Here is a 21,715-nt window from a genome sequence, read left to right on the forward strand (position 1 = left end):
TCCTCAATTACCCTGTCATTGAAATAATTCTACTCTGTTTGATCCAAATAGCGTTGAATGGCTTTTTTTGTTACCTCATACACACCGCGCCCAATCAACTTCCCTATCGGAGTAATCGGCCCGGCAAACGGTTCCATCTCACCTTGTTGACTGGAGGAAATCAGAATACTGTCAGTCGGTGTCCCGGTTGCAAGTTGACCAGTTCTTCTGTCCCTCACATTCATGTCGTGAAGGGCCCTCACTTTCGCTTCAGTTGAGGTTACAAGGGCTTCTATATATGCCTCATCTGATAGATTCCCATTTATGAACACCCACGTATTAATCGTGCCTGGCCTTAAATCAATATCATATTGATAACTTGTAGAGACATCAATCGCATTCCCGACACCGGCTGTCACTACGACGAAGACGGAATGCCCCTGAACTTCGAAACGATCACATACCATATTATCTAGTGGAAGTGCCGTCATCATGCCTACAGAAAATGAGGGGTCCAGGTCTTTCTGAACAAGAAATTCTTTCATATCCTCTTGATAATCTGAGCAGTCATAATCTGCAGGGACTCTGCGATTGATAAAGTGTCTGTACCACCCGATTCCTGCACCAATAATTCCTGAGGACATGCATTTTAATGGGTAAGGGGCAGAGAAATGGATGTATTCTTCCCTCACATTTAGGTAACTTTCATCTAACACAAAGTTCTCGGTCGCATTCTCCTCAGGAACAATGACCATTTGAGGTTTAGCAACTAAAGGATGAGCTTGTTTCTGAACCTTTGTATGATACACCTCTTCTATATGTTTCTCTTTCAGAACCTCTTCGGGGTGGTGGAGAAGTTTGGTTCTTCCTTTGTCTAAGAGGAGTAAGCGATCACAGTATAAACTTGCTAAATTTAAGTCATGAAAGATCGCGATTACCGTTAATTTTTCGTGTACCGTTTGATTTTTTATTAAATCCAACAATGCTTTCTGATACGAAAGATCAAGATGATTAGTAGGTTCATCAAGCAACAGGACCTGTGGCTCCTGAGCGAGAGCCTGGGCAAGGAATACCCTCTGCCGTTCTCCCCCGGACAATTCATGAAGGAAGCGGTTCTGAAAGGACGTAATCCCCGTTTGATCCATTACCTTTTCCACGATTTCAGTATCCCGTTCAGTCGTTCCTTTAAAGAGACCTTTTTGGTGAGCATATCTCCCCAGCATAACCGTCTCCCTCACCTCATAGGAAAAGGATTCTGTCGATATCTGAGGAAGTACCGCTACCTGTGTGGCTAGATCCCTTGAAGAAAAATGATGCAGTTTTTTTCCTTTTAACCTTATGCTTCCATCCATTAATGGAAGCAGACCCGTCATGGCTTTTAACAGCGTCGTCTTTCCACTTCCGTTAGGTCCAAGAATCCCAAAGAATTCTCCTTTATCTATATGAAAATTCATGTCTTCCACGATTATTTTATCGTTATATCCTACTGTAACACCGTTTACATCTATCATGATGAAATCCCTCTTTTCTTCAGGAGAATATAAGCGAACATCGGGGCACCAATAAGAGCTGTTATCACTCCAATCGGAAGCTCGGTTGGTGCAATGATGGTTCTTGAAATGAGATCAGCCAACACGAGAAAGCCTCCCCCAACAATGATGGACAAAGGAAGTAAGTGTCTATGGTCATGCCCTACTATCCTTCTTAGAAAATGAGGAATTACGAGCCCCACGAATCCAATTGTACCTGATACGGCGACAGCCGCTCCCGTCAGGATACTTCCAGCAATTAAGATAAGGAGTTTTCTTTTTTGTACGGATATTCCGATGTGATGGGCTTGTTCTTCACCAAAGCTCATGCCATTCAGTTCCTTGCCATTGAGGAACAAAACGATCACTCCAATTAAGAAAAAGGGGAATATTATCGTAATGTAATCCCACCCTCTCATGGACACGCTTCCAAGAAGCCAACCGATGATCTGTCTTAATTCCTCTCCCGTTAGGGCAATCATTAAGGATATAAAGGAACCTAAAAAAGAGCTGAAAATAATTCCAGTCAATATGATGGTTTCAACCTTCATAGTTCTTTCAACCTTCTGTGCAAACCATAATACGAGGAAGACGGTTATAATCGAACAAAGAATACTGAGAAAGGGAAGCGTAAACTTCCCAATGAACGGAATGCTCCAATTAAAGAACAACGTAAGAACAGCTCCGACCGATGCTCCTGAAGACACACCCAATGTATATGGATCAGCCAGCGGGTTGCGCAATAGTCCTTGAAAAGAAGCTCCTGCAATTGCCAGGGAGCTGCCAACCAATAATGCCAGTAATACTCTGGGCAATCTTATGGAGTACACGATATTTGCAAACATTGGATCAATTTCTCCCGGTATAGGGAATCCAAACCATTTAGCTCCAACGATGAACAGAATATCCATCGGTGGGACAGAGACGGTTCCGATCGAGATGCCTGTAAAGAGAGCGAAAAGTAAAAACGTTACAGCCAACCCGTATGTTATCCATATTTTATTCTGCAAATAACTCCGGATAGATCGACTTTGCAATTTCCTCTACTCCTTCAACTAATCTCGGACCGGTACGTGTGACTAGATCTGAATGTACGTCATGGACATCTTCATTTTTTACAGCGGTTACATCTTTCCAACCTTCTCGGCCCATCACTTGTTCCTTAGGATTTTCACTATAAAAACCATAGGTTGTAATGATGACGTCCGGATTGGAAGCGATGACTGCCTCTTGGTTAACCTGAACCCATCCGTCCTGTTCACTCATTACATTCTCAGCATTTACAAGCGATATCATTTGATCAATGAAAGTATTTTTCCCTGTCGAATATATGTCAGGAGAAGGTGAAACCTCTACATACACTTTTTTCTTTTCAGTTACTCCACTGACTTTTTCCTTAATGGATTCTAGATCTGCTTTCATCTCAGAAATGACGGATTCAGCTTCATCTTCCTTGCCGACCAATGTGCCGATGTTTTTCATCGTGGTGTACACTTCTTCAAAGCTATTGGCATCACGTACGATATATATCTTTACCCCTGCACTTCGAAGCTGTTCTAACCCTTCTTCTGCCGACACAGCAGTGGACTCATGAGCAAGAACTAAATCCGGATTCAGACCGATAATCTTCTCAACGTTAAATTCCATTCCACCTATTTTTTCTTTGTCCGCCGCTTCTTTTGGGTAATTATCAAAATCTGAAACCCCTACAATTTCCTTATTCAACCCTAACTCGAATAAAATTTCTGTGTTACTTGGAATCAATGAAACAATATGCTTAGGTTGCTCATCCAGCGTGACTTTATTATTCAAGGCGTCGTTTACTGACAAAGGAAAAGCAGATTGTCCCTGACTTGTTTCCCCGCTATTTTTATTCTTTTCTACACTTTCACCGTCAGTACCGCAAGCTGAAAGGAGTCCTAGAGATACTATTAGTACAAGAATGATTTTGAATGTGTGTTTCATACGTTTTCCTCCTGTAAATGAACTTATTCCCAGACAAAAAAACATCTCCAGTAGGACTAGAGATGCTGTGTAAGATGCATAAAAGGCTTTATACCATTAAACATGCACTTTACACCTTTCTATCCGCGTAGATGTGGTGCGAAAGAAATCAGGCAGGTCTCCTGGCTCATGGTTATTGTTTGCTGCACCTTCCCATACCCATTGATACAGTGGCATTCATACAGCTCACTTCCATTTACAGTGGCGGGACCGCGTTGGAATTACACCAACTTCCCTATTATGAAGCAAAGAAGTATCGTCACTTCCGCTTCACCTGATCTCATGTCATATGTAATTATTCCGTTCAACAGAATTATACACAAGATTCTACGGATAGTGAATGAAATTTAAAAACTTTGCTGGAAATAGCTGAAATACTTCTTTTCAAAACATTTTACGGTGCAACCTATTGAGCTGAAAGATTGTCCCCTCCATTCTTTCGTGATAAAATCTGTTTCAAGCAATCGCTTTACTGCTTTAGAGAAGCACATATGGTACAGGAGGTTCAGCAATGAATGAAAAAAAAGAAATCGCTACCTTTGCAGGTGGTTGTTTTTGGTGTATGGTAAAGCCATTTGATGAATTACCGGGAATTATTGATGTCGTGTCAGGTTATTCAGGGGGCCACCTTGAAAATCCAACTTATCAAGAAATAAAAGCAGGAAACAGTGGACATTACGAAGCTGTTCAAATCACATTTAATCCTGATTTATTCCCATATGAAAGATTATTAGAGCTATACTGGCCTCAGATTGATCCAACCGATGATGGCGGACAATTCCATGACCGAGGGGATCAGTACCGCACAGCTATTTTCTATCATAATGAACACCAAAAACAATTAGCTGAAAAAACGAAGAATGATATCGTTGACAGTGGACGATTCAATAAGCCTATCGTCACAAACATTCTTCCTGCCTCCACTTTCTATCCGGCAGAAGAATACCATCAAAAATTCTACAAAAAAAATCCGGATGAATATAAACAAGACCGGGCAAAATCAGGACGCGATCAATTCATAAATAATCATTGGAAGAACTGAATAGTGGGATGAAAAAATACTCCTTTCGCCAAACTAATGGCAGGAAGGAGTTTTTGTATGAAGAAAAATGAGAAAAATACAGAAGACAAAGAGCAGGTAATCGGGTTTGAAGGTCCAGGGAAAGTCGTCAATTTCTTTGACCCCTATCCTGATGAAGATGAAGAGAATGTAAATAACTCGGATACGGTAGATAATCATTCTTCAGAAAAGCAGTAAAAACAAAAAGGTGAAGATTATCTAAATTTAACCTTCACCTTTTCATATTAACCAATGAATCGATTCACCTTCACTTGCTCATTAATGATCAGTTCCGCCGTCAGTTGTCCTGAAAGCGTGACCATCGGCACGCCTCCACCTGGATGGGTTGAACCTCCCACAAAGTACATATTTGAGAGCACTCTGCTCTTATTTGGAATCTTGAAGCCTCCGTTAAGCTTTCGGTCTGTGACAGTACCATAGATCGATCCGCTATTCGCCCCATAAAGGGTTTGAAGGTCGTTAGGGGTGAAGGTATATTCATATTCAATATGTTCCCTTAAATTGGTTACACCCATTTTCTCCAGCTTATCCAGTACTTTGAGTCGATAAGACTCTTTGTATTGAGTCCAATCCTCGCCCTCTTTTAATGGTGGCACGTGTGTCAACACAAACAGGTTTTCTTTTCCTTCAGGAGCTTGTGTGGGATCCGATTTCGACGAGATCCCAATATAAATCGTCGGATCATCAGCCAGCTTATTCTCATCAAAAATTTGCCTGAATTCTTTTTTTGGATCCTTACTGAAAAAGAAGTTATGGTGAGCAAGATGATCATATTTACGGTCTACCCCTAGCAGCAGAACCAACCCTGAAACGGTAGGGGCATACTTGCTTAGTTCCCCGACTTCCTTAGGAGACTCATGATAATCAGCCAAAAGAGATTTATAGCAAGGAATCGCCTCTAAATTTGATACCACGATGTCCGCCATCAGCTCTTCTCCTATTTTCGTACGTATTCCTTCTGCACGGCTGCCAGTGGTAAGGATATCCTCAACTTCACAATTTAAGCGAATCTCTACATCGAGTTCCTCCAACACCTTTGCCATTGCCTCTGCAATTTTATACATTCCGCCTCTTACGTAATGGACTCCCATCCCCAACTGAACATGTGTAAGCTGTGACATGATGGCTGGTGCATGGTAAGGTGACGAACCGACATACATGATCAGGAAATTAAACAGCTGCTGCAAATGCTTGTCTTTAATGAATTTACGATTTGCTGCATCCATGGATTTCATCGGATCCATTTGCAGTAATTCTTTGACCGGATGCATCGTGCGTAGGTCCTGCAAACCATTGATGCTCTTTTTATAGAAGCTTTTCATTGTGAGCTCATACATTTTTCCACAGTAGCTTAAATAGTTAAAGAAGTTATTCGCATCCTCCATGGATGTCTTTTTCATTTCTTCTAACATCGTTGGAAGGTCCGAAGATACATCCACGACCTTTCCGTCTTCAAAGAATGTCCTCCAGCCCGGCTCCACTCTGATAATATCCACATAATCATACAGATCACGGCTTGCATGAGCAAAGACTTTTTCCAGTACCCACGGCATCGTAAGGATCGATGGTCCTGTATCGAAAGAAAAGCCTTTTCCTTCTCTTTTGTTTAATTTCCCGCCAAGTCTTTCCCCTTTTTCAACAATGGTAACGTCATATCCTTCTGAGGCAAGACGGATCGCTGTTGACATACCTCCTAATCCACCACCTACTACTATCACTTTCTTCTTCATTTCATTTCCTCCTTAAGAGAAAGATCGTTTTCGACTAAAATCGCTTATTCAGCATTCCATTGTGCCCATTTTGATTGACTTCAAACAAATTTGACATGAACTTATACACAAAATACATCCAATCCTGATGAAGAAAGGTATCACCTTTAACGAAAATGGTTAAAATGTCGATAAAAACCAAAAGATCAGAGGGTGAAAGAATGTATATTTGGTTAGTGACCGTTATTCTTACGGTTTTCCTTTTTATTAGAATCCCTATAGTCAAAAAGTCCATTCATGTAAGGAATAGTTTTCTCGTAAAAAAATGCTCCATTATCATTCCTGCCAGAAATGAAGAACATACGATTGGAAATCTATTATCGAGTATTCAAAAGCAATTTATTCAGCCGTTTGAAGTAATCGTTGTAAATGATGGATCCAAGGATCGAACAAAGGCAATAGCTGAAGAGTTCGGTGCCACAGTCGTGGATACTCCCCCTCTTCCAAATGGATGGAACGGAAAATCTTGGGCTTGTTGGAATGGAGCGGAAGCAGCAAAGGGTGAATTCTTACTGTTTGTTGACTCAGATACATGGTTCGAGCAAGCGGGACTTCTTAGAATATGTGAGACCTATCAAGAACAGCAATGTCAGGGAGTTCTGAGCATTCATCCCTATCATAAGATGAATAGTGGATATGAGACTTTATCCATGATGTTTCATTTAATGGTATTCGCCGCTACAAGTGTAACTCATCTTTTTTCCGGGTTGGTCAAGCCTTCGGGTGGATTTGGACAGTGCTTCCTGTGTTCAAGAGCTGTATATCAGCGAATAGGTGGACACGAAGCAATCAAAGGCGATATGGTGGAGCATTTTACTTTAAGTCAACGCGCAAAAAAATGTGGAGAATTAGTAGAAGCAGCCAGCGGGAGAAATGCCATATCCATGAGAATGTATGGGAACGGGTTAAGTGAGTTATTCCACGGGTGGTCGAAGAGCTTCGCTTCGGGGGCAAAATCGACAAACATCATCCTTTTGGTGCTATCCTCTTTGTGGATTACCTCACTCACTTCTTTTATCATACATTCACCGGTAATGGTATGGACAGACCCATATATTTATATGATTCAATACTTTTTTTTAAGTGTTTACTTGTATTTCATTCTTAGCAGAATTGGAAATTTCACCATTTTTGAGACGCTTTTATTTCCAGTCCATATTTTATTTTTCGTGATGACATTTTCCCACTCGGTGTTTACAACATTTTTGACGAAAAACACAAAGTGGAAGGATCGATACATTTATTTAGATAAAGGGAAGGATGAAAAGATGAAATGATCATCCTTATAAATATTTTCGCATGGGTAACTATTCATTTCGTTATTTCCTTTCGAAACCATCAAGTCATCTAAGTCCCCCCATCTCTAACCATTTTACAAATAGTGAATAAATTTTTAAAAATTAGACCATTTTAATGATAAGAACCGAGGAAGTCCTCCACTTCAATAGCCATACATCACCCGATTTGCTCGGTTCCCTCTTCTAGTTTCCTCCTTGTTCCATATGACTCCTATATGTAGATATTTGTCGAACAAATAAGTCTCTTCTTTTTCTCATCATTGTGCTAAACTGATTGCATCAATTATAAGGAGGAAATAACATGCAAAAAACGTTCAAAACACTTTCAACATTTCAAGGAGGAGTGAACGTTTAAGTTCCTTATACATGAAACGACGCTCCTTCTTCCGGGACAAATAGTACTATATTAGGAAGTAGGAGACATATATGGACAAACGAACGATTGCATCCCATAATATCCGGATGCTATTTTGGATTTCTTTTTTTGGTACGATCAGTTTTCTTCAACCAGTCTTGACTTTATTCTATTTCGAAAGAGGATTAACTTCTTCTCACATTTTGATTCTACTCATGTTTTGGAGTGGAGCTGTATTAATTGGAGAAGTTCCAACCGGAATGTTTGCTGATCGGTTTGGGGCAAAGTATTCCTTTTTATTTGGTTCTGTGCTTAAAATCCTTAGTATTGTGCTTCTTTTATTTGCTTATGATCCCTGGATGTTTTTCTTGTACAGTTTTTTGAATGGGTTTAGCGTGACTTTTTTTTCTGGGGCTGACGAGGCACTAATTTATGACTCGCTCAAAGAATCCAATGAAGAAAATCGCATGGATCATGCTATGGGCAAAATTCAATCTGCTACTTTTATCAGTATGCTGATTGCCGTTTTATTCGGTTCTTATTTAGCTAAAGATTTAGCTGACAGCCAATTTAATCTACTTATTATCTTAGGATTGGCATTCCATTTAATAGAGGTTTTCTTTGTTCTCAGAATTAAGCAGCCCTCTATGGACTCCTTCACAAGGGAGAATCCTTTTTCTCAGATTAAAAGTGGTATCCGCGTGATTCGTCAAGCACCTGAGCTTTTAATGATGTTTCTAAACGTAACATTGGTCTTCATTCCTGCAGGTGCTGTTTATCAATACTTCGATCAACCTTTGATGAAGGAGGCTGGATTGCCTGTTTATTTAATTGGCGTTTTTTACGCCATTTCGGCAGTCGTGGGTTATTTTGCTTCTAATTCCATTGGATGGATGACTGCAAAGGTTTCGAGGGTGAAGCTTATGAGTGTATCTGGTTTGTTAGCCGTAATAGGTTTACTGTTATCCGCTTTATTCGGTTCTTCATTATGGATTGTTCTGGGATCGTTTTTCGTATTAAGACTGGTTCGAGCCATCCGTTATCCGATATACGCTCAATTAAGCAATGATTTGATTCCGTCCGGGATCAGGGCGACTACAATTTCCCTGCTTTCCATTGTAGATTCCGTCCTGGACCTTGTCGTGTTCGGGGTGTTATCTACAATTGCAGTATCAGGATACCCAACTGTATTGATCGGATGTGCATTCATCGCATTGATAGGCACGATCCTGCCTATTAAATCCGTAAGTATGCAGAAAGCACAGCAAAATGTGAAACAAATAGAATCATAATACAAAAGAGTGCTGACAGTTTTGGTCAGCACTCTTTTGTATATGTTCAATAAAAACCAGGAAGGACTACACCCTCTGGGCGAACCTCCCGTTATTGCTTTTACTTTTTTAAGTAAGTCCAGCCTTCTTCTTGATAAACCCGGTCTTCCTTCATGAGTTTTCCTAGGGCTCGTTTGAAGGAAGCTTTGCTCATATTAAAGCGATCTTTAATTTCTTCGGGCAGACTCTTATCCCAATAAGGAATGGCTCCATTTCTTTGTTCCAGATACTCGAGAATGATCTCCGAATCATCCAGCATTTTGTCCTGCTTTAACGGTAAGAACGATACATTCAAGTTCCCGTCATCCTTAACGTCGATGACTCTCCCTTCAACCAGCTCTCCCAGTCTTGGTTCCGCTTTTCGTTCATTCTCATGAACGAAGCATCGATAGCCTTGTTCGGATAAGAAGAAGGTTCCTACTCTAAGCAGTCGATACACACGTCCTTGCACTTTTGCATTCATCATTTCTGTAGATGCTCTTCTAGACACCTGCTCAATGATATTTTCGGTGGCTAATCGTCCGTATAAGCGGTCCTGCTTATCACGATTCAGTGTTAAAAACAACTGATCACCCGGGTTTGGCCAAAGTTCCAGGAATTTAGGAAGATCATCTGCCGAGACTAAAATATCCTTAGGAAGGCCAATGTTAACGAAAACACCTAAATCCTCCCTTTTATCCACTACCTCAGCCCATCCGTAAGCACCGACTTGTACTTTAGGGATTCGCATTGTCGCTGTAAGGCGAACATCCTTATCATGATAAAGAAATACCTTCACAGTATCTCCTTCTTGAATCTCTTCTGTTATTTCAGAATGGTGCAATAGCACACGATCTATTTCATTCGTTAAAAAGAAACCATAAGGGACTTCATGATCAACGTATAAATCCACTACCGTACCTGGTTTTAAAGAAGACATTATTCTAGTTCCTCCTATTTCAATTACTTATTAACTTAAGTTCTCTCTACTCAAGTTTTGTATTCACTAAATATAGCTTTTTTCAGTGATTATGTATAGTGTGTAAGGAGATTTTTATAATAAACCTTCAATTTAGAAAATAAAGAATTCTTACATTAAATAATCACACTGACCGAATGATCATTTTCAGTTAAATCGAAAGGCTCTTTTCGCAAAGATTGTTGTTTTCTAGGATGGAATCTGCCAAGGCTCTGTCAACCAGGTTTATGCTGGATGGTGAGGGGAACTGCTCCTGCGGGAATAGCTGGACAGGTGAGACCCCGGAGGCGCAGCCGAGGAGGCTCACCGCCAGCCCCGCGGAAAGCGAGCATCCTGGAGCAGAAATCAACTATTACTTTCTCCTCTACAATAGCAACAAACTTTATGAAAAGAGCCAATCGAAAAGAGTGATCGCTGGATTTTTTCACCTGTCCAATCACTCTCTATTCGTTCTATAGATGTTTATGAAACCCCCGTACACTTTCATCTGATGGCAGTAAGAACGTCATCATACCTAACAGTGGGAGAAAGCTGCAAAGGATCATGACGAAACGAATGGTGAATAGATCTGCGAGTCCTCCGAAGATGACTGCACCTACAGCTCCCATTCCAAAGGCAAGTCCCACGGTCAGTCCTGATACCATACCAATTTTGTGTGGCAAAAGCTCCTGTGCATACACAACGATTACACTAAAGCTTGAAGACAAAATAAAACCGATGCAAAAGATAAATGGATAGACAATACTTAAAGATAAGTAAGGTAAAGCAAGAGTTAACGGGGCAGCACCTAACATTGAAAAGAAAATGATATTCCTTTTTCCAAAACGGTCTGCTAGCGGCCCTCCCAAGAAGGTTCCCAGTACTCCGGCAAACATAAATACAAAAATGTATGCTTGTGCTTCTTTAATTGAAAGGCCGTAGTCCTCAATTAAATAAAACTGGTAGTAATTGGATAACCCAGCTCCATACCATGAACGGGCAAACACTAAAAACACTACTAATACCATTGCCCATTTAATTCTTCTATGAATCGGGTTTTTCTTCACGTTTGTCTTGTTATGTCGGTTCACCTTTTCATTAGAACGTAATTGTTCAGAGTACCAATTGGATACATGAAATAAAACAATGACCCCTAATATTGCTACAATGGAAAACCACAAAGCCCCTTTTTGGCCAAATGGAACAAATATAAATGCCGTAATCAATGGGGCAAGCGACTGCCCGGTATTCCCACCTACCTGGTAAATCGATTGAGCCAGGCCTCTGCGGTTTCCAGCTGCCATATATGCTACCCTTGAACCTTCTGGATGAAAGATGGCAGAGCCGAAGCCGATGAACAACACCGACAAAATGATCCATATAAAATGGCCTGATAATGCAAAGCCCACCAAACCAATTAAGCTTGATAGCATTCCTAAAGGAAGTAAATAAGGTTTCGAACGTATATCCGCATAATAACCGAATACTGGCTGCAACATTGAAGAGGTCATATTGAGGGCAAATGCGATCCAGCCGATTTGGGTATAGCTCAGCTGCAAGGATTTCTCAATGATTGGAAACATGGCCGGAACAACTGCCTGTAACGTATCATTTATAAAATGACCAGAGCTAATGGCTAATAGAATACCGTAAATAGTAGGATTTTGCAGGGGTTTCACAGCTGTTTGAGCCAAAAATGTCACTCCTCCCTTTTATTTCGTTACTCTAAATAGTATACTGAATTCCCTGTCCATTTCCTACAGGCAAATAAAAAAAGCCGAAGCAATGTTCGACTTTTTCCCATTTTATTATTCTCTGTCGGGGAATACTCTTCTTAGCATATCAGCCATCTCTTCGCCAAGTCCTTCTATCGGTTTTCCGTTCTCTGCTTTATCTGCATAATCTCTCATACTATCTGTGAAATCAGGGTTTGTTGAAATATATACATTATTTATATTCCCGTTTACACTCTTCACTTGATCCGAGATTTTCTTTTCCAAGTCTTTTGAGACATTATCATTCGTATTATCTTCAAGTTTTACCGCTACATAAGCATTTTGATTTGTTGTTAATACATAAGCACTTTCAACCTCATTTAGACTAGCGACTTTATTTGCCTCTTTATCGGCAAGAGAATAATTTTCTCTCATCATGCCGTCATTTACGTATTCACGATTATTCACATAATCACGATTTGCCTGGTTATTTTTATAGTTCACTTTTTCCAAATTCCTATTATTCATTTCCTGTCCTTCTTCGTTCATATTATTCCCCATTCCACATCCCGCTGATATGCTCATGAACATTATTCCCAAAAGGGAAATCAATAAATATTTTTTCATTTTGACTACCTCCTAAATATTATTCAAACTTACTATCCCCACAGTTCATTAAAACTATTCAACGACTGATATAGTGTTTAATTCATCACACAATAAGGGAAAACTCGATATGAAGAATGTTTATGGAGGTGAAAAAATGTTCCAGGCTGCTTTTTGGGGAGGAATTACAAGTTTATCCCTACTAATCGGTGCTGTTATGGGGATTTATTTGCACATATCAAAACGAATTGTCGCTTATATCATGGCATTGGGAACGGGGTTGATCATAGGCTCTGCCACCTTTGATTTACTAAGTGAGGCAGAAGGGAATGCGAACCTATTCCATCTCACATCTATGTTCTTACTAGGTGCTCTCTTATTCACTCTTTTCGAAATCTTCATTTCTAAGAAAGGTGGAAGTGAAAGAAAGAGGTCAAAGAAGAACCCCCATGGTCACTCAGGATTAGCAATTTATGTAGGAACCATAATGGATGCAATACCCGAATCCATCATTATTGGAGTCAGCTTTATAGGAGACCAATCAATACAATGGGTGTTCATCATCGCCATTTTCATAAGTAACTTACCTGAATCCTTATCAAGCAGTATCGGTTTCAAGCTTGATCAATATAGTACAGGTAAAATTCTTACCCTTTGGGGAAGCGTAGTCGTTCTCTCATCCCTTAGCTCCCTGCTCGGGTATACACTCTTACAAGATGCATCGGAAAGCATATCTTACATAATCGGAGCGTTCGGGGCAGGAGGATTATTAGCCATGGTATCCTCTACGATGCTGCCCGAGGCGTTTGAAGAAGGCGGGCCCATTGTCGGATTTCTATCTTCATTGGGAATCATACTTTCTTATATACTGACAAACTTGTCGTAACCATTTCCTTATAATCCCTTTGGTATAGTAAAAACGTCCTTAAGCAAATGCTAAAGGACGTTTTTTACGTTTATTCTTCATGATCTATAGTTAAACCCTTAACAAACCGCTTTCCCATCAGCTTATCTTTTTTCCGGTTTTCTTTACTATTAAAGATAATATCAAAATCATAATCATCGGGGTATAACTCTTTCGCAGAAACATAAAGATCCAGACGTTTATGATTAATTATTCTTTTCTCACCCTTAATTTGCACCGTATAATCCCCTCTATCATCTGGTCCTTCATATACAATCCCGAATTCTCCACTCGCTGAAATCTTAACATTGTCACCTTTACTAAATAATTGACCTCCACTCTCCCCCTTTGAAGAAGATTTACTATGGTTCCTTTTTTTATATTTGTTTACGATCACCTGCTTTTCCATTTCCTTCTTCGCATGATAATCGATTTCTCCCAGGTCATAGCATTTCTTTTCTCTATACGTGATTTCATGGGCCTTTTCAATGATCTCAGGGTGCATCCCCAGCTTTAACGCAATGGCAAATGCTTGACTCTCGCCCCCCTTACCCACTACGAGCTTATACGTAGGTTGTAATGTATCAATATTAAATTCCATACTTCCGTTCACGAAGCCTTCATGCTCTTCTGCAAAATGCTTTATTTCACTGTAATGGGTAGTTGCGAGTATCGTGGCTCCCTTTTCATATAATTGATCCAGGATGGCTGTGGCCAGCCCCATTCCTTCAAGGGGATCCGTACCGGAACCTAATTCATCTAACAGAACCAGCGTTTGATCATTTGTATCCTTTAATATTTGGATAATATTCTTTATATGGGAGCTGAAAGTGCTTAAATTTTGCTGAAGACTTTGACCATCCCCTATATCTAAAAGTATATCTTGATAAATACTGATTTCACTACCCTTTTCTGCGGGGATATGAAGGCCGCATTGGGTCATGAGAGTGAGAAGGCCCACCGTTTTAATGGCGACTGTCTTACCTCCAGTATTAGGTCCAGTTATCACTAATGCATGAAAATCCTCACCCATCTGAATGGATAGTGGTACTGCCTGTTTTCCAAGCAGGGGATGAACCGCATTCATTAAATGTATTTGATGATTTTCATTTACTAACGCGCTTACTCCATCAATGGAACGGCTATACTTCGCCTTAGCAAATAGGACATCGTAATGCACCATCGTCTCAATCGCCAGCTTTAATTGTGGTTCATACGTTTGAACCAGCCCAGTTAGCGCCCACAGAATGTTCTCAATTTCACGGTCTTCCTCAAGTTTATAATATAAAAGCTGATCTTGCTGAATGCTTAATTCCTCAGGCTCAATATAGAGAGTCGATCCTGAAGCAGATGAATCCAATACCGCTCCTTTCATTTTTCCTTTATATTCTTTCTTGATAGGGAGAACATACCTCCCATTTCTCTGGCTAACAATCGATTCTTGTAGATAGGATTTATATTTGGCTGACTTTACAATCGCTTGAATTTTATCCTTTAACCGATCCTCCTGAATCCCCATTTGTTTTCTAATCCTTAACAACTCTTTACTGGCGTGATCATCTACTCTTCCATTACGGATGCATCGATTGATTTCTTCCCCGATCTCAGGAATCTCTTCAATTGAATAAACATATGAAGATACCCTTGGAGCCACCCATTTTTTATCCTCCATGAATTTTTTAATTTTTTTACATGCATCCAGAAAATAATAGAGGCTTGTAAATTGATCTGGTTTCAAAGGCACCCCTTTATTCAGGTTTGCTACAATGTTTTCAACTCCATCCAAAGCGTGAATCGGTATACTTGCACTTTTTTCCAGGATACTTACAGCTTCCGTTACTTCACCTAAACGCATTTCAATTTGGCGTTTGTTGTTTGATGGCATTATGTTCCTTAATTCCTTTTTCCCCTCTTCTGTAAGGGCAAACCGTGTCAAATCTTCCTTCACTTTGTTAAATTCTAATGTTTGAAAAGTCTTTTCGTTCAATGTTTTTCTCCTCCATATAAAAAAATAGACCACAACGAACAATGTCCATTGTGGTCTTACTCACTCGTATACTGACTTACCAATAATAATCGCATGTGTCTACGTAAAACGTGAATCGTTCATAACTGGAAGTTTGAAACGACTGCACAGATTTCCCGATCCATGTACACAAAAAGAGCTGTGCACAAAGACACAGCTCTCCTATTAAAGGATTGAGTATGCTATGACCATTGTTCTTAACTACACTTTGAAGGCAAAGCTAAATAAGCTTATTCAATAACCTGTTTTTAAGGCTATTGCCTGCAAAATGTCCGTATTCATTTCACGGTTAGTTAAGAACGACACCTAACATAAAACATACTCCCTTTGTATACAGTAATTTAATTCATGTATAGTTTACGATGTATGGGATTCATTGTCAATAGGCTACTGTACAGACCTTTTATATTGGAACCTTTTCCATTGAAAACGGATAAAGCAACCGACACAGAATCCCCCAAGCGCGATGGACGCTGAAAGAAATACCATTCCTGAAAAAAGGTAGAATCCTGTGTTCCATCCAGCTAGAGCACTCATGATTGCTCCTCCTAGGCAAATCACGGCAATCATGTTGTTAAACCGCTGCAGGTCAGCGTCTTCAGGTGGATACGATGAATACTCTTTCTTTAAGAAAATCCTCCCTGCCTTTATGACTGGGTTGAACTTAAATATCATAGCTGATAATCCCACCATAAATGGAAGCAATAAGATGAATTCTATTTGAAGCATCCATGAAATGGCTATAGTAGAAACGATGAACCACTGATTTAATTGTACTAAAGGTTTCGGTATTGAATTGAGTGAAGGTGATCCCACTTTAATTCCTACCTTTCTGATTGGTATTTGTGTAATTAAAGTGTAGCGGATTCATCAGAAAAAATCAAAATAAAAAACCGAAAGCAGCCGCCCATTTTTTGGCTGATTCCGGTTCTCATCATTTACAGGTTCCTGAGTATTTCTGCATTGAGCTGTTCATCATAAGCTGCCCTTAGAAACCTTCGCTTAGCTCTAAGTTCTGTAAGCTTGTTAAAAATCTAAAGCATAGTCTTTTACAGTCTATGATAGAAGCCCATCCATCGTGATGCTCTGCATCATTTCTTTAACTCGTATCGATGCTGTAACTCTTCAGGAGCCATCTTCACTATAAGCTGAAGAACTAACGCAAACACTGCCAAATCATCAACAATTCCAAACAAAATAAAAACATCGGGAATCAAATCAAACGGCAGCCAGAAATACACTCCCACCAACGCAACTGACAATACCTTCTTAAATAGCGAAACCTCTTTAGACCGAAAAAAATCAACCAGAAACGGAACCGACCTGCGAACATTAAAAAGAAATCTCACCCGCTTCATAAACCTCATCATTCGTATCTCATCACCAATCTTTTTTTCTTACGTTAGCATATCAAACTAAATTAGGGAAGAACTTAGCGAATCTATATAAGATCTTCAAAATTTTCGGCTCATTTCCTTAAAGCGGTAGCGAACCCCGCATCCCTACATTCCATTCAAAATCCTTTATCCGCTTATGTAAATAGCCGGTAAATTTCTCACTGTTCGCGGTAACACTCTATCTTTTTAGCATACTCGCGTGTTATAATCTTTTAGATTGAGTATTAGGAGGTATATCACACATGATTCAAGTATCAGATGTAAGCTTACGTTTTGGTGATAGAAAGCTATTCGAAGACGTGAATATAAAGTTTAATCCAGGGAATTGCTACGGACTTATCGGAGCAAACGGTGCTGGTAAATCAACATTTTTAAAGATTCTTTCAGGAGAAATCGAAGCGCAGACCGGCCATGTATCGATGGGTTCAGGTGAGCGACTTGCTGTATTAAAGCAGGATCACTTCGAATATGAAGAATATGAAGTGCTGAAAGTTGTCATTATGGGGCATACCCGTTTATATGAAGTCATGCAGGAAAAAGATGCCATCTATATGAAAGAAGATTTCTCTGATGAAGACGGCATGAAGGCTGCGGAATTGGAAGGTGAATTCGCAGAGCTCAACGGTTGGGAAGCTGAATCAGAAGCTGCGATCCTACTAAAAGGCTTAGGAATCAATGAAGATCTTCACACGAAACAAATGTCCGAACTAACAGGTGGAGAAAAAGTAAAAGTATTATTAGCACAAGCTCTATTCGGCAAGCCGGATGTTCTTTTACTGGATGAGCCTACCAACCACTTGGACATACAAGCGATTCAGTGGTTAGAAGACTTTTTAATAAACTTTGAGAACACAGTCATCGTCGTATCACATGACCGTCACTTCCTAAACAAAGTTTGTACTCATATTGCTGACCTTGACTTTGGAAAGATCCAAGTTTATGTCGGGAACTATGATTTCTGGTATGAGTCCAGTCAATTAGCCCTTAAAATGGCTCAGGATCAGAATAAGAAGAAGGAAGAAAAAATCAAAGAGCTTCAGGCATTCGTTGCCAGATTCAGTGCAAATGCATCTAAATCAAAACAAGCCACTTCACGGAAAAAATCGTTAGAGAAAATTTCATTGGATGACATCAAGCCAAGCTCACGTCGTTATCCATATGTACAATTCAAGCCGGAGCGTGAAATCGGAAACGATGTTCTGCGTGTTGAAGGTCTTACAAAAACGGTTGATGGAGTAAAGGTCTTAAACAATGTTTCCTTTATCCTGAATAAAGAAGACAAAATTGCACTTGTCGGAGCAAACGAAATCGCCAAAACGACTCTTTTCAAAATCCTTACAGGTGAAATGGAACCGGATAGCGGCACATTCAAGTGGGGAGTGACGACATCTCAAGCTTACTTCCCGAATGAAAACTCCAAGTACTTTGAAGGAAATGAACCATCCCTTGTGGACTGGTTACGTCAATACTCACCGGAAGATGAGAGTGAAACATTCCTTCGCGGATTCTTGGGTCGCATGCTTTTCTCAGGGGAAGAAGTATTGAAAAAGCCAAGTGTCCTTTCAGGGGGAGAAAAAGTTCGCTGTATGTTATCTAAAATGATGTTAAGTGGATCAAATGTTCTGTTATTAGATGAACCAACAAACCATTTAGATTTGGAATCTATTACTGCATTGAATAATGGATTGATAAACTTTAAAGGTGCGATGATTTTCGCTTCCCATGACCATCAGTTTATTCAAACCATCGCGAATCGCATTATTGAAATCACGGAAGATGGTGTCATTGATAAAGAAACGACTTATGATGAATTTCTTGAGATGAAAGCTTCTATGAAAGCTTAATGTGAATCAGAAAAAGCAGGCAGCCAAATGGCACCTGCTTTTTTTCATTCCCTCGCTACGTGGTCATTCATATTGACCGTGTTTAACCAAGTAGCCTTTAATCTGAAAATAACCTATTTTTTTCGGTAATTCTTCTTTAATCGGCTTTAAGAGGTCCGTCCCTACTTTCTGGACTGCGTCTTCTATAAGTGTTTCTTCTTCTTCAGTAAAGAGGATGGTCCAGTCATTCGTGATGCCTTCCTGATAAGCACGGATAATGTGATTTTCAATCGTTGCTGTACTCATACCCCGTTCTTTCGCAATTTTTCTTATATCCATGCTCTCTTTGAACAACTCATAGCTGATTAAATGGGACGCTGTGTCAGAATGACTTGTCTTCCGTGATCGCGAAGGCTTGACGACCTCAACTTCATGTTCAGGATTCTCATGTGAAAAAACGGAAATTTCGTTTATGAATATTTCACCGTACCGATTCAGCTTGTTTTCACCGACTCCGCTAACCTGCAGGAATTCCTCTGATGTTTTCGGCATCTTCACACACATGTCCTGAAGCGACTTATCGGAAAAAATAACGAAAGGCGGAACTCCTTCTGAATCTGCAATCGATTTACGGAGTGTTCTCAAGGTCTGGAACAAGCCATCTTCTTTAGGGACGATGGTCGAAACAGTAGGCTGGACCTTTCTCGTTACGTTTCTTTCCCCCATTAACACCTCTTTGCCTTTTGGTGATACTTTCAGGATAGGAAAGCTTCCCCCCTCAACTTGTATGACACCCTCTGAAATCAAATAATCGATGAACAGGCCGACATCCTTCTGAGATTGCTCCTTCATTAATCCATATGTGGAAAGCCGATCGAACCCCCATTCCAGAACCTTTTTGTTCTTTGACCCCGTCAGTACACCGCTGATGAGTGAGGTTCCAAATCTTTCATTCATTCGCATCATACAGGATAATACCATTTGTGCCTCTCTCGTTACATCCTCGGATTCCCTATCATCCAAACAATTGCTGCAATGACCGCATGCTTCCTCTACATGTTCACCAAAATAAGCTAATATGTAGTTCTGCAGGCATGCTTCTGTATGGACAAAGTCAACCATTTCACGTAATTTCTGCATCTCATTATCATGTAATTCCTGATTTACGATATTCTGGTCAATGATATACCGCTGTGTCTGGATATCCTGAGGTGAAAATAATAAGACACATTCGCTGTCCACTCCATCACGACCTGCCCTGCCAGCCTCTTGATAGTACCCCTCCATATTCTTAGGAATCTGATAATGAATAACAAAGCGTACATTTGATTTATTTATCCCCATCCCAAAAGCATTGGTCGCTATCATGATGGTAATGGAATCATTCAGGAAGGCTTCCTGCTGTTCCTGCCTTACTGTGTCGGACAGCCCCCCATGATATTTGCCGACGGAAAATCCCTTTTTCTCAAGATAAATATAAAGGTTTTCAACTTCCTTCCGTGTAGCACAGTAAATGATGCCGGAATGCTGATGATTCTTTTGTACATACCTTTCTACCCAACGCTTACGATCTTCACCTTTTACAACCTGGAAAAACAAATTCGTCCGTTGAAAACCAGTTAATACTTTATATCGTTCTGGAATGTGTAAATGATGAAGGATATCAGTTTGTACCTGTGGAGTTGCCGTTGCAGTCAATGCAAGAATGGTGGGATTTGATTGTAGTTGATTAACAGCGTGATATATCCCTAAATAGCTTGGTCTGAAATCATGACCCCATTGGGATAAACAATGGGCTTCGTCGACAGCTACCAAGGGGATGGGTAAAGAATTGAGGAATCGAATAAACCCAAATGATTCCAACCTCTCAGGAGCAATGTAAACGAGTTTGTATTCACCTAAAGAAATCTCTTCCATCCTGTTCTCTACTTCACTATTCGATAGCGTACTATTAATGTAGGTTGCTGGAATCCCTTGATGAAGTAACGAATCCACCTGGTCCTTCATTAAAGATATGAGTGGAGAGATAACAAGTGTAACTCCATCAAGCATTAGAGCAGGAATTTGGTAACAGAGCGACTTCCCTCCTCCTGTCGGCATGATCCCTACTGTGTTTTTTCCATCAAGTATGTATTCAATGATATTCGCTTGTCCATCTCTGAATTCGTCGTATCCAAAGTACTGTTTTAATACTTGTTTTGCTTCTACAATCACATTTTCCCCTCCCAATAAATCTAACTATTCCTTTATTGTATTCCAGAACGGGGAACGTGCCAATAGGGTTTCCCATTTTTCAAACAAAAGGCTGTACATTCGTATACATACACGTAATGCACAACCTTATCATTACATTAAAACCACTTGACTGTTTTTTCTTCTTTATTTACTTCAACAGGCTTCGACAGTTTCCAAAAACTATCCCATACAGTATCTTTACTCTCAGTTGAAGAACTTTTTACTTCTTTCTCTTTCTTGTTAGACATGGTGCTACCTCCTTTAATACATAAATACATTACATCCTATTCAAATGTAAAAAAAGAGTTTAATAATTTTCAAAAAAACACCTAAGAATATGAGGCTCATTTGCCTCGACAAGAAAAAAGAACCAATCAGAATAGATTGGTTCTCTACGATTCATTAGGATGATTTCATTGTAGGATGTGGATTGTCTACAACTTGTAATACCTTTGTAGATGTCACCATATCTTCTTTACAAAGCGGACACTTAGGAGTATCTTCACTTTTGAAGTTATCTCTCATCCAGCCTTTACAATCTTCAGCGGAACAAGCCCAAATCTTTGTTTCCTCTGTTTTAATTTCTTCCTCAACTTGATTTCTACGACCAAAAGCCATTGAACGTCCTCCTTTAAGGTAAGTAGGATTTCCTTGCTATGCTTTCTAACAGGAAAATAATGATTGTGGTAATTTATGCTGCAGATAGTATGTGGTCAGTTATGTGTA

General features: G+C 39.9%; 19 protein-coding genes and 1 riboswitch. Of the genes, 6 read left to right on the plus strand and 13 right to left on the minus strand.

All coding sequences use genetic code 11. The features are described from left to right. Positions 1-29: 29 nt before the first annotated feature. The 3 genes from ACXAF2_RS01390 to ACXAF2_RS01400 are packed head-to-tail and all read right to left on the minus strand — an operon-like array spanning position 30 to position 3,473. Positions 30-1,490 carry an adenosylcobinamide amidohydrolase gene (locus tag ACXAF2_RS01390; protein ID WP_475137040.1) on the minus strand — a complete coding sequence of 487 codons (1,461 nt, stop codon included), beginning with the start codon at positions 1,488-1,490 and terminating at the stop codon, positions 30-32. Beyond that, positions 1,487-2,545 carry a FecCD family ABC transporter permease gene (locus tag ACXAF2_RS01395; protein ID WP_475137041.1) on the minus strand — a complete coding sequence of 353 codons (1,059 nt, stop codon included), beginning with the start codon at positions 2,543-2,545 and terminating at the stop codon, positions 1,487-1,489. Before ACXAF2_RS01395 ends, ACXAF2_RS01390 begins: the two co-directional genes overlap by 4 nt. Next, positions 2,508-3,473, minus strand: a complete 966-nt coding sequence (locus ACXAF2_RS01400; RefSeq protein WP_475137042.1) for an ABC transporter substrate-binding protein — start codon at positions 3,471-3,473, stop codon at positions 2,508-2,510. Before ACXAF2_RS01400 ends, ACXAF2_RS01395 begins: the two co-directional genes overlap by 38 nt. Before the next feature lie 134 nt (positions 3,474-3,607). Beyond that, positions 3,608-3,805: riboswitch (cobalamin riboswitch) on the minus strand. 218 nt (positions 3,806-4,023) lie between these two features. On the opposite strand from ACXAF2_RS01400, the gene msrA reads away from it, so the two are divergent. Next, positions 4,024-4,554 (plus strand): peptide-methionine (S)-S-oxide reductase MsrA, encoded by a 531-nt coding sequence (gene msrA / locus ACXAF2_RS01405; RefSeq protein ID WP_475137043.1) that lies wholly within the window; start codon positions 4,024-4,026, stop codon positions 4,552-4,554. Positions 4,555-4,611: 57 nt separating this feature from the next. Beyond that, on the plus strand, positions 4,612-4,770 hold the full coding sequence (locus ACXAF2_RS01410; RefSeq protein WP_187443352.1) for a hypothetical protein: 159 nt from the start codon (positions 4,612-4,614) through the stop codon (positions 4,768-4,770). Between the two features lie 47 nt (positions 4,771-4,817). Here the strand turns inward: ACXAF2_RS01410 and ACXAF2_RS01415 are convergent, their stop codons facing one another. After that, entirely contained in the window at positions 4,818-6,323 is a 1,506-nt protein-coding gene (locus ACXAF2_RS01415; protein WP_475137044.1) for a phytoene desaturase family protein, read from the minus strand. Positions 6,324-6,523: 200 nt separating this feature from the next. Here ACXAF2_RS01415 and ACXAF2_RS01420 point away from each other — a divergent pair, with 200 nt between their 5' ends. Both ACXAF2_RS01420 and ACXAF2_RS01425 read left to right on the plus strand, forming a co-directional pair. Next, a complete protein-coding gene (locus ACXAF2_RS01420; protein WP_475137045.1) occupies positions 6,524-7,639 on the plus strand; it encodes a glycosyltransferase family 2 protein in 1,116 nt (371 codons plus the stop codon). A gap of 447 nt (positions 7,640-8,086) precedes the next feature. Beyond that, positions 8,087-9,307 carry an MFS transporter gene (locus ACXAF2_RS01425; RefSeq protein WP_475137046.1) on the plus strand — a complete coding sequence of 407 codons (1,221 nt, stop codon included), beginning with the start codon at positions 8,087-8,089 and terminating at the stop codon, positions 9,305-9,307. A 100-nt stretch (positions 9,308-9,407) separates the two neighbouring features. Here the strand turns inward: ACXAF2_RS01425 and ACXAF2_RS01430 are convergent, their stop codons facing one another. The 3 genes from ACXAF2_RS01430 to ACXAF2_RS01440 form a co-directional block, all read right to left on the minus strand. Next, on the minus strand, positions 9,408-10,265 hold the full coding sequence (locus ACXAF2_RS01430; protein WP_475137047.1) for a CvfB family protein: 858 nt from the start codon (positions 10,263-10,265) through the stop codon (positions 9,408-9,410). A gap of 491 nt (positions 10,266-10,756) precedes the next feature. Next, positions 10,757-11,977 (minus strand): MFS transporter, encoded by a 1,221-nt coding sequence (locus ACXAF2_RS01435; protein ID WP_475137048.1) that lies wholly within the window; start codon positions 11,975-11,977, stop codon positions 10,757-10,759. A 114-nt stretch (positions 11,978-12,091) separates the two neighbouring features. After that, positions 12,092-12,625, minus strand: a complete 534-nt coding sequence (locus ACXAF2_RS01440; RefSeq protein ID WP_475137049.1) for a YhcN/YlaJ family sporulation lipoprotein — start codon at positions 12,623-12,625, stop codon at positions 12,092-12,094. 109 nt (positions 12,626-12,734) lie between these two features. Between ACXAF2_RS01440 and ACXAF2_RS01445 the strand changes: the two genes are divergently transcribed. Beyond that, a complete protein-coding gene (locus ACXAF2_RS01445; protein ID WP_475137050.1) occupies positions 12,735-13,490 on the plus strand; it encodes a ZIP family metal transporter in 756 nt (251 codons plus the stop codon). A 70-nt stretch (positions 13,491-13,560) separates the two neighbouring features. Here the strand turns inward: ACXAF2_RS01445 and ACXAF2_RS01450 are convergent, their stop codons facing one another. From ACXAF2_RS01450 to ACXAF2_RS01460, 3 genes are all read right to left on the minus strand, one after another. Then, on the minus strand, positions 13,561-15,495 hold the full coding sequence (locus ACXAF2_RS01450; RefSeq protein WP_475137051.1) for an endonuclease MutS2: 1,935 nt from the start codon (positions 15,493-15,495) through the stop codon (positions 13,561-13,563). Between the two features lie 426 nt (positions 15,496-15,921). Next, positions 15,922-16,350 carry a DUF4395 domain-containing protein gene (locus tag ACXAF2_RS01455; RefSeq protein WP_475137052.1) on the minus strand — a complete coding sequence of 143 codons (429 nt, stop codon included), beginning with the start codon at positions 16,348-16,350 and terminating at the stop codon, positions 15,922-15,924. Positions 16,351-16,625: 275 nt separating this feature from the next. Further along, complete coding sequence (locus ACXAF2_RS01460) at positions 16,626-16,901, minus strand: YkvA family protein (RefSeq protein ID WP_475137053.1); 276 nt, start codon at positions 16,899-16,901, stop codon at positions 16,626-16,628. A gap of 272 nt (positions 16,902-17,173) precedes the next feature. On the opposite strand from ACXAF2_RS01460, the gene ACXAF2_RS01465 reads away from it, so the two are divergent. Continuing rightward, positions 17,174-18,775 (plus strand): ABC-F family ATP-binding cassette domain-containing protein, encoded by a 1,602-nt coding sequence (locus ACXAF2_RS01465; protein ID WP_475137054.1) that lies wholly within the window; start codon positions 17,174-17,176, stop codon positions 18,773-18,775. Positions 18,776-18,838: 63 nt separating this feature from the next. Here ACXAF2_RS01465 and recQ read toward each other — a convergent pair whose 3' ends face one another. The 3 genes from recQ to ACXAF2_RS01480 all read right to left on the minus strand — a co-directional run bounded on the left by recQ (position 18,839) and on the right by ACXAF2_RS01480 (position 21,607). Continuing rightward, positions 18,839-20,968, minus strand: coding sequence for a DNA helicase RecQ (gene recQ, locus ACXAF2_RS01470; protein ID WP_475137055.1), 2,130 nt, complete (start codon positions 20,966-20,968; stop codon positions 18,839-18,841). 137 nt (positions 20,969-21,105) lie between these two features. Next, positions 21,106-21,237, minus strand: a complete 132-nt coding sequence (locus tag ACXAF2_RS01475) for a hypothetical protein (protein ID WP_262481757.1) — start codon at positions 21,235-21,237, stop codon at positions 21,106-21,108. Between the two features lie 154 nt (positions 21,238-21,391). Continuing rightward, positions 21,392-21,607, minus strand: a complete 216-nt coding sequence (locus ACXAF2_RS01480) for a cold-inducible protein YdjO-related protein (protein ID WP_034758928.1) — start codon at positions 21,605-21,607, stop codon at positions 21,392-21,394. Between the last annotated feature and the right edge of the window lie 108 nt (positions 21,608-21,715).

This window comes from Rossellomorea sp. ABR4_004 (genome assembly GCF_056159585.1).

Bases quoted from the DNA above. Each gene is read 5' to 3' on its own strand.
- ACXAF2_RS01390 (WP_475137040.1), bottom strand. From the start codon at position 1,490: ATGATAGATGTAAACGGTGTTACAGTAGGATATAACGATAAAATAATC.
- ACXAF2_RS01400 (WP_475137042.1), bottom strand. From the start codon at position 3,473: ATGAAACACACATTCAAAATCATTCTTGTACTAATAGTATCTCTAGGA.
- msrA (WP_475137043.1), top strand. From the start codon at position 4,024: ATGAATGAAAAAAAAGAAATCGCTACCTTTGCAGGTGGTTGTTTTTGG.
- ACXAF2_RS01410 (WP_187443352.1), top strand. From the start codon at position 4,612: ATGAAGAAAAATGAGAAAAATACAGAAGACAAAGAGCAGGTAATCGGG.
- ACXAF2_RS01415 (WP_475137044.1), bottom strand. From the start codon at position 6,323: ATGAAGAAGAAAGTGATAGTAGTAGGTGGTGGATTAGGAGGTATGTCA.
- ACXAF2_RS01420 (WP_475137045.1), top strand. From the start codon at position 6,524: ATGTATATTTGGTTAGTGACCGTTATTCTTACGGTTTTCCTTTTTATT.
- ACXAF2_RS01425 (WP_475137046.1), top strand. From the start codon at position 8,087: ATGGACAAACGAACGATTGCATCCCATAATATCCGGATGCTATTTTGG.
- ACXAF2_RS01430 (WP_475137047.1), bottom strand. From the start codon at position 10,265: ATGTCTTCTTTAAAACCAGGTACGGTAGTGGATTTATACGTTGATCAT.
- ACXAF2_RS01440 (WP_475137049.1), bottom strand. From the start codon at position 12,625: ATGAAAAAATATTTATTGATTTCCCTTTTGGGAATAATGTTCATGAGC.
- ACXAF2_RS01445 (WP_475137050.1), top strand. From the start codon at position 12,735: ATGAAGAATGTTTATGGAGGTGAAAAAATGTTCCAGGCTGCTTTTTGG.
- ACXAF2_RS01460 (WP_475137053.1), bottom strand. From the start codon at position 16,901: ATGAGGTTTATGAAGCGGGTGAGATTTCTTTTTAATGTTCGCAGGTCG.
- ACXAF2_RS01465 (WP_475137054.1), top strand. From the start codon at position 17,174: ATGATTCAAGTATCAGATGTAAGCTTACGTTTTGGTGATAGAAAGCTA.
- ACXAF2_RS01475 (WP_262481757.1), bottom strand. From the start codon at position 21,237: ATGTCTAACAAGAAAGAGAAAGAAGTAAAAAGTTCTTCAACTGAGAGT.
- ACXAF2_RS01480 (WP_034758928.1), bottom strand. From the start codon at position 21,607: ATGGCTTTTGGTCGTAGAAATCAAGTTGAGGAAGAAATTAAAACAGAG.